General features: G+C 57.2%; 12 protein-coding genes. 9 read left to right on the top strand and 3 right to left on the bottom strand.

What is annotated here, in order from left to right; translation table 11 throughout:
- Window positions 1-185 precede the first annotated feature (185 nt).
- Entirely contained in the window at window positions 186-674 is a 489-nt protein-coding gene (locus tag RGU70_RS05945; RefSeq protein WP_322210716.1) for a YqaA family protein, read from the bottom strand.
- Between the two features lie 236 nt (window positions 675-910).
- On the opposite strand from RGU70_RS05945, the gene ilvA reads away from it, so the two are divergent.
- The 6 genes from ilvA to rapZ all read left to right on the top strand — a co-directional run bounded on the left by ilvA (window position 911) and on the right by rapZ (window position 6,707).
- A complete protein-coding gene (gene ilvA, locus RGU70_RS05940) occupies window positions 911-2,437 on the top strand; it encodes a threonine ammonia-lyase, biosynthetic (protein WP_322208473.1) in 1,527 nt (508 codons plus the stop codon).
- 55 nt (window positions 2,438-2,492) lie between these two features.
- Window positions 2,493-3,335: an NADPH-dependent 7-cyano-7-deazaguanine reductase QueF gene (gene queF / locus RGU70_RS05935; protein ID WP_322208472.1), complete on the top strand. Its 843-nt coding sequence runs from the start codon at window positions 2,493-2,495 to the stop codon at window positions 3,333-3,335.
- A 156-nt stretch (window positions 3,336-3,491) separates the two neighbouring features.
- Window positions 3,492-4,070 (top strand): hypothetical protein, encoded by a 579-nt coding sequence (locus RGU70_RS05930; RefSeq protein WP_322208471.1) that lies wholly within the window; start codon window positions 3,492-3,494, stop codon window positions 4,068-4,070.
- A gap of 163 nt (window positions 4,071-4,233) precedes the next feature.
- Window positions 4,234-4,716 carry a PTS sugar transporter subunit IIA gene (locus RGU70_RS05925; RefSeq protein WP_322208470.1) on the top strand — a complete coding sequence of 161 codons (483 nt, stop codon included), beginning with the start codon at window positions 4,234-4,236 and terminating at the stop codon, window positions 4,714-4,716.
- A gap of 122 nt (window positions 4,717-4,838) precedes the next feature.
- Window positions 4,839-5,780: an HPr(Ser) kinase/phosphatase gene (gene hprK / locus RGU70_RS05920; RefSeq protein ID WP_322208469.1), complete on the top strand. Its 942-nt coding sequence runs from the start codon at window positions 4,839-4,841 to the stop codon at window positions 5,778-5,780.
- 63 nt (window positions 5,781-5,843) lie between these two features.
- Window positions 5,844-6,707: an RNase adapter RapZ gene (gene rapZ, locus RGU70_RS05915; RefSeq protein ID WP_322208468.1), complete on the top strand. Its 864-nt coding sequence runs from the start codon at window positions 5,844-5,846 to the stop codon at window positions 6,705-6,707.
- A 25-nt stretch (window positions 6,708-6,732) separates the two neighbouring features.
- Here the strand turns inward: rapZ and mutY are convergent, their stop codons facing one another.
- Both mutY and mutM read right to left on the bottom strand, forming a co-directional pair.
- A complete protein-coding gene (gene mutY, locus RGU70_RS05910; protein WP_322208467.1) occupies window positions 6,733-7,863 on the bottom strand; it encodes an A/G-specific adenine glycosylase in 1,131 nt (376 codons plus the stop codon).
- Window positions 7,860-8,681, bottom strand: a complete 822-nt coding sequence (gene mutM, locus RGU70_RS05905; protein ID WP_322208466.1) for a bifunctional DNA-formamidopyrimidine glycosylase/DNA-(apurinic or apyrimidinic site) lyase — start codon at window positions 8,679-8,681, stop codon at window positions 7,860-7,862. The genes mutY and mutM overlap by 4 nt, the downstream gene beginning before the upstream one ends.
- A gap of 179 nt (window positions 8,682-8,860) precedes the next feature.
- Here mutM and RGU70_RS05900 point away from each other — a divergent pair, with 179 nt between their 5' ends.
- From RGU70_RS05900 to ispE, 3 genes are read left to right on the top strand one after another with little or no spacing between them, the layout of a single operon-like run.
- Window positions 8,861-10,669: a tetratricopeptide repeat protein gene (locus tag RGU70_RS05900; RefSeq protein WP_322208465.1), complete on the top strand. Its 1,809-nt coding sequence runs from the start codon at window positions 8,861-8,863 to the stop codon at window positions 10,667-10,669.
- Window positions 10,666-11,325, top strand: coding sequence for a lipoprotein insertase outer membrane protein LolB (gene lolB, locus RGU70_RS05895; protein ID WP_322208464.1), 660 nt, complete (start codon window positions 10,666-10,668; stop codon window positions 11,323-11,325). The genes RGU70_RS05900 and lolB overlap by 4 nt, the downstream gene beginning before the upstream one ends.
- On the top strand, window positions 11,326-12,207 hold the full coding sequence (ispE, locus tag RGU70_RS05890; protein ID WP_416186483.1) for a 4-(cytidine 5'-diphospho)-2-C-methyl-D-erythritol kinase: 882 nt from the start codon (window positions 11,326-11,328) through the stop codon (window positions 12,205-12,207).
- The last annotated feature ends 123 nt before the right edge of the window (window positions 12,208-12,330 follow it).

Genomic DNA, 12,330 nt, shown 5'->3' with positions numbered 1-12,330 from the left:
GTCGATGGAAGCGTCGATTGAAGCCTCGATTGAAGCGTCGGTAGAAGCGTCTGTCCAGGAGGAGGGGCAGGAAGCTGTCTGCGCCCAGTTTTCGACCTGAACGCCGGGATAATCTTTGAAATCAGCCTCGTTGTTGGTTACCAGAATAAGACCGGCGCCGAGGGCGTGATCAATTTAGTAAATAGTTACGCCAACCAATCAAGAATCATCCGCCAGAACCCGTCCGGCACCTTGAGCAACAGCCAGGTAATCAGTACGTAGCGGATCAGCTTGCCGATGGCCATGTAGGCAACGGAGGGCCAGAACGGCAGCCTGAGCCAGCCGGCCAGCACGCAAATCGGGTCGCCGATGCCGGGCAACCAGGACAGCAGCATGGTCTTGGCGCCGAACCGCTCCAGCCAATGGAACCAGCGAGTCGATCGTTCGCGGGAAAACGCCTTGTTGGCACCGTAACCTATCCAGTAATCGGTCATGCCGCCCAGCGTATTGCCTACGGTGGCGACCAGCATCACCGGCCAGAACTGACCGGAGGCCTTGACCACCGCAAACACGGCGGGTTCAGAACCCAGCGGCAGTAGCGTGGCAGAAACAAAACTGATGACGAATACGGATGTCAGGCCCACTTCGGGAACGGCAAGCACGGCCAGCAACCACAGGATGGCGGAATCGATCATCGGTAAATAAAGAATAAAAAAACAACTGGCGATGATCTGCAAGGACGGCGACCCGGTTGGCGATCGCCGCAATAAAAACAGGCTGGCGCCTGGGAAAACGCACTGCCATGCAGCGCATGACGGCCAGTTTGGCCGCTACGCGGCTAGCCCTCTATTATAATCATGGATTCCCTGCGAGCCGCGATCTGCCTGGCCGCCGGTAGCCCGACATCCTCCTGAACATCCCAAGAGTCCCCATGACCATTGATTACCTCAAGAAAATACTGACTTCGCGCGTGTACGACGTGGCCGTCGAAACGCCGCTGGAATTTGCCAAGATCCTGTCCGAAAAAACCGGCAATCGCATCTATTTCAAGCGCGAAGACATGCAAAGCGTGCGCAGCTTCAAACTGCGCGGTGCCTATAACAAGATGGCCAATCTGAAACCGGCGCAGCTCAAGCGCGGTGTGATTTGCGCGTCCGCCGGCAATCACGCGCAAGGCGTGGCCTTGTCGGCCGCCCGGCTCGGCTGCCGCGCCGTGATCGTGATGCCGGTCACTACGCCCAGCGTGAAAATCGAAGCAGTCAAGGCGCTGGGCGGCGAAGTGGTGCTGTCCGGCGAATCGTTCACCGACGCCTACGATCACGCGCTGACGCTGGAAAAGAAACTGAAGCTGACTTTCGTCCATCCGTTCGACGATCCCGATGTGATTGCCGGACAAGGCACCATCGCCATGGAAATTCTGCGCCAGCATTCCGGGCCTATCGATGCGATTTTCGTCGCTATCGGCGGCGGCGGGCTGATCTCCGGCGTGGCCGCCTACGTCAAGGCGGTGCGTCCTGAAATCAAAATCATCGGCGTGCAGACCACCGACTCCGACGCCATGGCGCGCAGCCTGAAAGCGGGACGCCGCATCACGCTGACCGATGTCGGCCTGTTTGCCGACGGCACCGCCGTCAAGCTGGTCGGAGAAGAAACCTTCCGTCTGGCGCAAAAATATGTGGATGAGATCATCCTGGTCGATACCGACGCCGTCTGCACCGCGCTCAAGGATGTCTTTCAAGATACGCGCAGCATTCTCGAACCGTCCGGCGCACTGGCCGTGGCAGGTGCCAAGGCATATATCGAGCGCGCCAAGAACAGTAAAAAACCGGTCAAGAACCAAACGCTGGTCAGCATTGCCTGCGGTGCCAACATGAATTTCGACCGGCTGCGTTTTGTCGTCGAAATGGCTGAAGTGGGCGAGTCACGCGAAGTGATGTTTGCGGTCACTATCCCGGAACAACGCGGCAGCTTCCGGCATTTTTGCGAACTGGTCGGACCGCGCAACGTCACCGAGTTCAATTACCGCATCAGCGACGAACGCGCCGCGCACGTCTTCATCGGCATCCAGACCGACGGCACCGACGATGCAAAAACGCTCACGAATCTGTTCGAGAAGAACAAGTTCAACGTACTCGATCTGACCCGCGATGAACTGGCCAAGGTGCATGTGCGCCACATGGTCGGCGGCAAGAGCGCGCTGGCCGAAGATGAATTGCTGTACCGCTTCGAGTTCCCTGAACGGCGCGGCGCGCTGATGCGTTTCCTCAACAGCATGAGCCCCAACTGGAACATCAGCCTGTTCCACTACCGTAGTCAGGGCGGCGATGTGGCGCGCATTCTGGTCGGCCTGCAAATCCCGAAACGGGAGATGAAAGGCTTCAAGGAATTCCTTGCAGGACTTGGCTACCGCTATTCCGACGAAAGCAACAACCCGGCCTACAAACTGTTTTTGGGTTAAACCGCTAAACTGTACCGTTTCCCGATTCCCCCTATTTTTGATTAGCCTGAGTACGATGACTTTATCCAACACCCCAGCCGCATCTCCGCTAGGCAAACCTGCATCGTATGTGAGCCGCTACGACCCTTCACTGCTATTCCCCATCCCGCGGCAGGCCAAACGGGATGAGCTGGGCTTGCAAGGCACGCTGCCGTTTTTTGGCGTCGATATCTGGAACGCCTATGAAGTTTCCTGGCTCAATTTGCGCGGCAAGCCGGAAATCGCCATCGTGACCTTCACCGTACCGGCCGATTCAGCGAACATCATCGAATCCAAATCGTTCAAGCTGTATTTGAATTCCTTCAACCAAACCCGGCTGGCCGATACCGACGCCTTGACCGAACTGCTGCGCAAGGATGCGTCTGCCGGCGTTGGTGCGCCGGTGCAGGTGGAGGTTCGCCGCCAGCCAGAATTTTCCGCATTGCGCATGCAGGAAATGGACGGACTTCTGCTCGACCGTCTCGATATTGACATTGCCGAAGACGCCTATCAGCCCGACGCCAGCCTGCTGGCCACGCAAGCCGGTGCGACCGTGGAAGAAACCCTGGTTTCACATTTACTGAAGTCGAACTGCCTCGTTACCGGCCAGCCGGACTGGGGCAGTGTACAAATTCATTATGTCGGCCAGCCCATCGATCAGGAGGGCTTGTTGCGCTATCTGATCGGGTTTCGCGACCACAATGAATTCCACGAACAATGCGTGGAACGCATATTTATTGATCTCATGAGACAATGTCGGCCGCAAAAGCTGGCCGTCTATGCCCGATACACCCGGCGCGGCGGGCTTGACATCAATCCCTGGCGCAGCAATTTTTCCACCGGGCAAGCGCCGTCCAATTTTCGCCACGCTCGTCAATAAGAAGCACCGTTTCAAATAAATATAAGAAGCTCGGATTAAGTGTGACGAGCGACGCAAGCTCAGGATCAGCGGCACCACCGCGCCTGCGCCAGAGATTGCGCCGCGCAATAACTTCATCAGAGATTCCATGAACAAAAAAAGATAAGGATCCCGATCATGCTTTGCCCTGCACCAATCCGCTCTGCCCTCCTCGTTGCCGCCCTGATGCTGGGTTGCAGCCTGTCCGCCCATTCGCAGCAAGTCAGCGATGACAGCTGGTGGCAACAAATCAAGAACAAAGCCAGCGACATCTCCGACAACGGCGACGATGCGCTCTATGTTTCCGGTCTGGCCCATCATGGCCGCAGCACCTATACGCCAGAAAAACTGGCGGAGTTGAATGAACACGCCTGGGGTCTTGGCTACGGCAAAACCTTGCGTAACGCGAGCGGCAACGATGAATCGCTGTACGGCTTCGTGCTGCGCGACTCGCACAAGCATCCGCAATACATGGCGGGCTATTCCTATGAATGGATATGGGCCGTGGGCGGATCGCCGCTGGAAGTCGGCCTCGGCGGCACGATGATGCTGATGAGCCGGCAAGATTATCTCAACAGCGTCCCCTTCCCGGTGCCATTGCCAGTCGCCTCCATCGGCGTGCGACATGCAAAAGTCATGTTTGCTTATGTTCCGCGTTTATCCGCAAACAAAAACAATGGCGATGTATTGCTGGTGTTCAGCCGCATCGTTTTTTAATACGCGCAACAAAGTGGAAAACCGCGCGGAGACAGCGTTTCCGGGCGGTAAGCTGCCCGACGGCAAGCCCGGCAATCAGGCAGGAAGCTGATACAGAACTGGCAAACAAGCCTATAATCTGGCAAAAATTCTCCCCTTGGGTCTATCCCTGCAACGGCGCTCCATGACATATCTCGCAAAAATCCTGTTACCGGAAAACGTTGCTCTGGACCTGGAAGTTTCCAGCAAGAAGCGCGCATTCGAGCAAGCCGGCCTGCTGTTTGAAAACAACTGCGGGATCGCACGCTCTACCGTTTCAGACAACCTGTTCGCACGCGAACGGCTGGGTTCCACCGGACTCGGACACGGCGTCGCCTTGCCGCACGGCAGAATCAAGGACATGAAAGCGCCGCTGGCCGCCTTCATGCGACTGGCAGAACCAATCCCCTTTGAATCGCCCGACGCGCAACCGGTCAGTCTGCTCATTTTTCTACTGATCCCCGATACTGCCACCCAGCTGCACCTGGAAATCCTGTCCGAAATAGCGCAAATGTTTTCCGACAACGCGCTGCGCAACATGCTGGCAAGCGATCCTGACGCCGATTCCGTCTATCGGCAACTGGTCACATGGCGCCCCAGCACAGACCCGCTCGCAGAAACCGTCTGAGAAAATTGCCCTGGAATTCTCACGCAATCTCTGAATAAGCGTGGTGCAATAGCGCGCTGGCGTCAGCCGCCAGCGGAATTAACCCCGTAGCAATACGGCAGAGACCCGACAGAGACCCGCCCATGCCCTTCTATACCGACCTCTCGATCCAACAGCTCTACGATGAAAACCGAGAATCTCTGCAACTGGGCTGGTTCGCCGGCTTCCCGGGCGGTGAGCGCCTGATTTCCGGGGATGCCGCCTCGGCCGCCGATCTGGTCGGTCACTTGAACCTGATCCACCCGCGCCGCATCCAGATTTTCGGCCATCAGGAAACCGAGTACTACCAGCGCCTCTCCCCCACTTCGCGCGCTTATCAGACCAAGGAACTGGTGTCCGGCGAGCCACCCGCCTTCATCATTGCCCAAGGTCTGGCGACGCCGCCCGACATCATGGCGGTGTGCGACGAAAAGAATATCCCGCTGTTTTCCACGCCCTTGCCCGCCGCGCAGGTGATTGATTATCTGCGCGTGTATTTGTCCAAAAAACTGGCGCAGCGCGTAACCATGCATGGCGTGTTCATGGACGTGCTGGGGGTAGGCGTATTGATCACCGGCGAATCCGGTTTAGGCAAAAGCGAACTCGGACTGGAATTGATTTCGCGCAGCCACGGACTGGTGGCCGACGACGCTGTCGAATTCGCGCGCATTGCGCCCAACATGGTCGAAGGCCGTTGCCCTGCGCTGTTGCAAAATCTGCTTGAAGTGCGCGGTCTGGGCTTGCTCGATATCAAGGCCATTTTTGGCGAAACCGCTGTGCGTCGCAAGATGCGCCTGAAGCTGATCGTTCATCTGATTCGCCGCAGCACGCTGGAAGAAAATTACGAACGCCTGCCACTCGATGCAGAATTTCAGGATGTGCTCGGCCTGCCGTTTCGCAAAGTAGTCGTCCCGGTGGCGGCAGGCCGCAATATCGCGGTCTTGCTGGAGGCGGCGGTGCGCAACACCATCCTGCAATTGCGCGGCATCGATACGCTCAAGGAATTCATCGAACGGCAACGGCGCGCCATGAATAACGAAACCTGATTCCAGCCGATTCAACAGGGGCGACGCGAAACCTGTCACCGCAGAATACAGTATCATCCACGCATGAAAATCGTACTCATCACAGGAATTTCCGGCTCCGGTAAATCCGTCGCCTTGCATGTATTGGAAGATGCCGGCTATTACTGCGTCGACAATCTGCCGCCCACGCTTTTATATGCCCTGGTCGAGACCCGCCGCAAGGAGGGTGCCGACATGCTGGCAGTGGCAACCGATGCGCGCAGCGCCGACTCCCTGTCAGGCTTGCCCTCGGATATTGCCCGACTGCAAGCAGAAGGACACGATGTCCACGTTTTTTTCCTGACCGCCAGCACCGAATCGCTCATTACCCGCTTTTCCGAAACCCGCCGCAGCCACCCGCTATCGCATCGCATGCTGCCACAACAACCGCCCTCGGAACGCATGACGCTCACCGAATGCATCCATGCAGAACGGGAAATGCTGGCGGTAATCGAAGGCGTCGGTCATGTCATCGACACCACCGATATCAGCGCCAACAAATTGCGCGCCTGGATCAAGGAATTGATCGATGTAGAGCGCACGCAGCTGACGGTGCTGTTCGAGTCCTTCGCTTTCAAAATCGGCGTCCCGCAGGATGCTGATCTGGTCTTCGATGTGCGCTTTCTGCCCAATCCGCACTACGACCTCAAGCTGCGCGCCCTCACGGGCCGCGATGCGCCGGTGATGGACTTTCTGGCGCAGTTGCCAGAGGTTGCCGACCTGCTGGCCGACATCACCGGCTTCATCGACAAATGGTTGCCCGCCTTCAAGCGCGATAACCGCAGCTACCTGACGGTGGCCATCGGTTGCACTGGCGGACAACACCGTTCGGTGTATATCGTCGAGGAACTGGCGAAACACTTTGCCGATAGCGAACAGGTCGTGTGCCGCCATCGGCAGTTGTCCTGACCCTGAAAGTCTGAGCAGAACCTGCTTAATTCAGAGGCGTCAGCAAATCGGCTTCGCCAAATAACTCCAGCAACAATTTTTTAACCGGTGCCGGCAATGGCGCAGCATGCAATTTGTGCTGCGGATACCAGAGATAACCGGCCTCAGCCGCCTGATGCAGACGGCGCGCCAGCGTGATCCGGTAAGGTGCTATATGCAGCTTAAAGTGCGTGAACGTATGTGAAAACGGCTGTAATTTGCAGTAATCATCCATCTCGCCGAAACGCGCTACGATTAACGCCAGCGCCGTATCGAATACGGCATCGTCAGCTGCCGTGGACGCAGCAATCTCCGGCAACGACAGCAAGCCGCCCCAAATCCCGCTATCGGGTCGCTGCTCCAGTAAAACGTGACCCTGATCGACCAGCAACAGCATCGCCGTCGATTTTTCGCGCAAGGCTTTTTTCGGTTTGCGTATCGGCAACTCACTCACCCGGTCGCTGGCAAACGCCACGCAACGGGCTTGCAGCGGGCAATTGCCACAGGCCGGACGTGAGCGGGTACAAAGCGTCGCCCCCAAGTCCATCAAACCTTGCGTATACGATTCGATATTTTCGGAGGGCAGCAAAGCCACGGCGCGCCGCCACAGCAAATCCTCCACCGCTTTGGAACCGGGATAACCCTCGACGCCGAATACCCGCGCAAACACGCGCTTGACGTTGCCATCCAGGATCGCCGCCCGCTTGCCGTAGGAAAACGCGGCAATCGCCGCGGCTGTTGAGCGGCCTATGCCCGGCAAATCCGCCAGCAGCTCAGGATCGGAAGGAAACAGGCCACCGTATTCCGCCACAACACGCTGCGCGCAGCGGTGCAGATTACGCGCCCGGGTGTAATAACCGAGGCCGCTCCACAGCGCCATCACCGCTTCCGACGGTGCGGCCGCCAGCGTCGCCACATCGGGAAAGCTTTCCAGGAAACGCTGGTAATAAGGAATCACCGCCGTCACCTGCGTCTGCTGCAGCATGATTTCAGACAGCCAGATGCGATAGGCATCCCGCGTGTTTTGCCAGGGCAAGGCGTGCCGTCCATGCGTTTTTTGCCAGCCGATAACGGCGGTGGAAAAGGAGGCATCGGCATAATCATTGACGACATCAGAACCATCAATAACCCGCTTCATCGCTGACAATTCACGCAGTAAAAGGTCGAGCGCTGCCCTTGCTTGATCTGTCGGATTTCACTGCCGCACACGCGACAAGGCAGACCGGCCCGATCATAAGTGAAATAGTTTTGCTGGAAATAACCCGACTGGCCATTCACCGCAATGAAATCGCGCAAGGTGCTGCCACCCTGCTCGATTGCCGCTGCCAGCGTGGCGCGAATCGCCGCAACCAGTAACTCATAACGCGCCAGACTGATGCGCTGCGCCGCCGTTTTGGGATTGATGCGCGCCGTGAATAAACTTTCCGAGGCGTAAATATTGCCGACGCCCACCACGATGTCGCCCGCCATCAGCACCTGTTTGACAGAGGCGCTGCGCTTGCGCGTTGCGCGGTGCAAATGCAGCGCGGTGAAACCGTCTTCCAGCGGCTCGCAACCCAGTCCGCGCAGCAGCAGATGTTCACCGACAGCCCCGTCAGCAAGCGCATGCCATAGCACGGCTCCGAAGCGACGCGGATCGGTCATGCGTACCAGTTTCGCTCCCACCAGTAAATCGAAATGATCGTGCTTGCCGGGCGCGACGTCCAGCGGCAATACACGTAAATGGCCGGACATGCCCAGATGGATCAGTAAAGTGCCGTGGTCGAATTCGATAAGCAAATATTTGCCGCGCCGTCCCGTGCGCCGAATGGTCTGGCCGACAAGGGTCGATTCCAGTCCGACCGGAAAAGGCCAGCGCAAACCACTACGGCGCATGACCACGCCGGTGACGGTCTGGCCGTCAAGATACGGTGCAACGCCGCGTCGGGTAACTTCTACTTCTGGCAGTTCTGGCATGTCGGCATTCACAAAAATCGGGCGAAAATACGGGATGCCGGAAAGCGGCTCCGGCGCACCATATGATAATGCAGCGCTCGATTCAAGGTTTTTCAGCGGCTTCCGCAGAAACGACTCAGGTCGGTTGTAGCGGTTCAGCGTAAAATCATCGCTTACTCTCGAAACTTCAGGATGTTCCCTTGAAAAAAACGCTCGCAATCGTCCTGCTTAGCTCCTTGCTGTCGGCATGCGCTGGCATGCAGTCCCCCAGTGAGCAGGCCAGCACACAGGCTGCCGATAAAAAGAAAATGTCGGATCAAGCCAAGCAGAGCAGCGCGCGCACCTTAAAAAATAAAGCGAAAGCCTCACAACTGCAGGAAGATCCTCTGCCGAATGTTGATCTGAACGAAGACATTCTGTTCAAGATCATGACATCCGAAATCGCCTTCCAGCGCGGCCAGTGGCAAGCCGCCTTTGCGACGCTGATGTCCACTGCCAAGCAAACCCGCGATCCGCGTCTGGCCAGACGTGCTGCCGAAATGGCGATCGCCGTCAGAAGCCCGCGCGAAGCGCTGGCAGCCGTGCATCTGTGGACGCAGCTGGCACCGCATTCCAGCGAGGCGCAGCAGAACTACCTCGGCCTGATCATGCTCAACGACAATCTGGCTGACATGGAACCCATCCTGGTTCAGCAACTAAAGGATGCGTCGCCTCAGGTACGACCCATCATGATGTTGCAAATGCAGGCAGTGATGATGCGCGCCAAGAACAAAGCAGCGGCATTTGCCATGATCGAAAGGGTACTGACACCGTACGCGCCTATCTTCGAAAGCCATCTGGGATTGGCGCAAGCTGCCTTTGCCAACGGCGATCTGGCGCGCGCAAAGCAGGAAACACTCGCGGCGCAACGCATCAAGCCCGCTTCGGAACTGGCCATCCTGACCTTGGCGCAGGTCACGCCCGATCCTGCGCAGTCCATGCAGCTGATCTCGGACTACCTGAAGCAATACCCGAAGGCAGACGAAGTACGGGTCGCCTATGCCCGCAGTCTGGTGGAACAGAAGCAATATGAACAGGCCGATACCCAGTTTCAGATCATTCTGAAAAATAATCCGGATGATCCGCAAACCTTGTTTTCGCTCGGCGTCTTGAGCGCCCAAAACAATAAACTGAACGAGTCCGAGACTTACCTGAAACGCTTTCTGGACATGATCGAAGCCCATCCCGAAACAGAACGCGATCCCACCCCGGCGCTGCTGCTCCTGTCGCAAATTGCAGAACAGCGCAAAGATGTGCCGCAGGCGCTCAAATGGCTGGAAAAAGTGGAACCCGGCGAAGCTTACGGTGAAGTCCAGATGCGTCGCGCCCTGTTACTGGTAAGCCAGAAAGACATCGAAGGGGCCCGTAAAGTGCTGCAACAAGCGCAGAGCGAAAGCGATAACGATCACGACAAAGTGCTGCTCATTGAAAGCGAAGCGCAAATCCTGCGCGACAATCAGCGCGCCCCGGAAGCCGCGGCATTGCTACAGGAAAGCCTGAAACACTTCCCGAATAATCCTGAGTTGCTGTACGACTACGCCATGGTGCAGGAAAAACTGGGCGACATGACGGCAATGGAAGCAGCGCTGCGCACCACCATGGCAGTAGCGCCCGCCAACAAGCACGCCTACAACGCCCTCGGCTATTCGCTGGCAGACCGCAACGAACGCCTGCCGGAAGCCCTGAAACTGATCAACATCGCCCACAAACTGGCCCCGGACGACGCCTTCATCAACGATTCGCTCGGTTGGGTGCAATTCCGGATGGGTAATCTGAAAGAAGCCGAAGACAATCTGCGCCGCGCCTATCAGGCACAACGCGATCCTGACGTCGCCGCTCACCTCGGGGAAGTATTGTGGACCGCCGGTAACAAGGAAGAAGCCCTGGCCATATGGCGCGAAGCGCACAAAAAAGAGCCTGGCAACGAGGCACTCAACAGCACCCTGACTCGCCTGAAAATCCAGCTGTGACCGTTCATCAGACTTACATCACACCGAGTCTCCAGAGATCAGGGCTGCTGGCGGCATTGACGCTGGCATTGCTGGTCGCAGGTTGCGCGGCCCTGCCTACGCCACCCGCACCGTCAGCGGGTAGCGCCAGCATTGTGCGTACTTACCAGCCAAGCATCCGATTTAGTGGCCGGCTGTCTTTGCGCTATCAGCACAACAATGCAGAGCAAGCCGTCTATGGCGGCTTCCTTTGGAATCAAACGCCGCAGCACACCTCACTGACCATGCTTTCCCCGTTGGGGCAAACGGTGGCCGCTATCGATATCACGCCGGATCAGGCGACCCTGACACAAAGCGGAAAAGCGCCGCGCTACGCAGCAGATGCCGACAGCCTGATGGAGCAGACACTGGGCTGGCCTTTGCCTATCGCCGGCCTGGGCCGGTGGCTACAAGGCACGGGCACCGATCAGCGTGGCCAGTCTTTCAGCGTGCCTGCCGCCGCCGAGAGTAGCGCAGTCACCACCGCCGATGGCTGGCACATCGTGTACGGTGCCTGGCAGAACCCGGAGACCCCGGGAGAGCCGAATTATCCGCGTCGGATTGATCTGACCCGTACCACGCAACAAGCAGGCGAAGTCACGATCCGTCTCGTGCTCGACAGCGCACAGACGCCGTAAATGTCGTACATCCCCGCCACCCTCAATAATTGCCCGGCGCCGGCCAAACTGAACCTGTTTTTGCATGTGACGGGTCGGCGTGCGGATGGATATCATCTGCTGCAAAGCGTATTTCAGCTGGTGGACTACGGTGATACGCTACATTTTTCCAGTCGTAACGATGGCGTAATCCGCCGCATTACCGACTTGCCTGGAGTGCCTCAGGAGCAGGATTTGATCGTGCGTGCTGCCAAATTGCTGCGGCAGGCAGCAGGGAAGCCTGAGCTAGGGGCAGATATCACAATTGAAAAGCGCTTGCCTATGGGTGGCGGGCTGGGCGGCGGCTCGTCGGACGCAGCGACCACGCTCATGGCGCTCAACCGGCTATGGCAACTTGGCTATTCCCGCGCTGATTTACTGAAGCTGGGTTTGCCGCTAGGGGCAGATGTGCCGTTTTTTCTTTGCGGCGGCAATGCCTTTGCTGAAGGCATCGGAGAGCAATTGCAGGTGCTGGAAACACCGGATTGCTGGTTCGTAGTGATAGAACCTGGGGTGGCCGTACCAACTCAAGTAATATTTTCATCACCGGAATTGACACGGGATACGAAACCCGTCAGAATAGCGGACTTTTCCAGGGCATTAAAAAGTTTTGGAAAGAACGATCTGGAAGAAGTGGCTGTCAGGCATTTCCCGGCCATCGCGGAAGTCATTGAATGGCTTAAGCTTTTCGGGAATGCCAGAATGACGGGATCGGGTTCTTGCATATTTTGTTCTTTTGAGCAAGAATCGCAGGCTACGGAAATACTGAAGCAGGTACCCTCGCGCTGGAAAGCGTGGAAAGCCAGGTCCCTGCAAAAGCATCCGTTTGATCCAATCGATGCCGGTAACGATGTTGATATGTAATCTGCATTAGCAGGAAACATAAGTATCACGCATCTGCACTGATCAGCACTGACTTAAGATCGTAATCAAATTCGTTTGACGTTGAATTTGATGACTCGTACATGCTACACGTGCAAAACGTGC

The sequence above is a fragment of the Herbaspirillum sp. RTI4 genome, from assembly GCF_034313965.1.
In the GTDB taxonomy this organism is placed as follows: Bacteria; Pseudomonadota; Gammaproteobacteria; order Burkholderiales; family Burkholderiaceae_D; genus Herbaspirillum.
Note: the sequence above shows the minus strand (reverse complement) of the source record. Positions and strands in the feature narration are given on the sequence as shown.

Excerpts from the sequence above, each read along its gene's own strand:
- RGU70_RS05945 (WP_322210716.1), bottom strand. The coding sequence starts at position 674 with ATGATCGATTCCGCCATCCTGTGGTTGCTGGCCGTGCTTGCCGTTCCC.
- mutY (WP_322208467.1), bottom strand. The coding sequence starts at position 7,863 with ATGAAGCGGGTTATTGATGGTTCTGATGTCGTCAATGATTATGCCGAT.
- hprK (WP_322208469.1), top strand. The coding sequence starts at position 4,839 with ATGCCCTTCTATACCGACCTCTCGATCCAACAGCTCTACGATGAAAAC.
- ispE (WP_416186483.1), top strand. The coding sequence starts at position 11,326 with ATGTCGTACATCCCCGCCACCCTCAATAATTGCCCGGCGCCGGCCAAA.
- rapZ (WP_322208468.1), top strand. The coding sequence starts at position 5,844 with ATGAAAATCGTACTCATCACAGGAATTTCCGGCTCCGGTAAATCCGTC.
- RGU70_RS05925 (WP_322208470.1), top strand. The coding sequence starts at position 4,234 with ATGACATATCTCGCAAAAATCCTGTTACCGGAAAACGTTGCTCTGGAC.
- queF (WP_322208472.1), top strand. The coding sequence starts at position 2,493 with ATGACTTTATCCAACACCCCAGCCGCATCTCCGCTAGGCAAACCTGCA.
- ilvA (WP_322208473.1), top strand. The coding sequence starts at position 911 with ATGACCATTGATTACCTCAAGAAAATACTGACTTCGCGCGTGTACGAC.
- RGU70_RS05930 (WP_322208471.1), top strand. The coding sequence starts at position 3,492 with ATGCTTTGCCCTGCACCAATCCGCTCTGCCCTCCTCGTTGCCGCCCTG.
- mutM (WP_322208466.1), bottom strand. The coding sequence starts at position 8,681 with ATGCCAGAACTGCCAGAAGTAGAAGTTACCCGACGCGGCGTTGCACCG.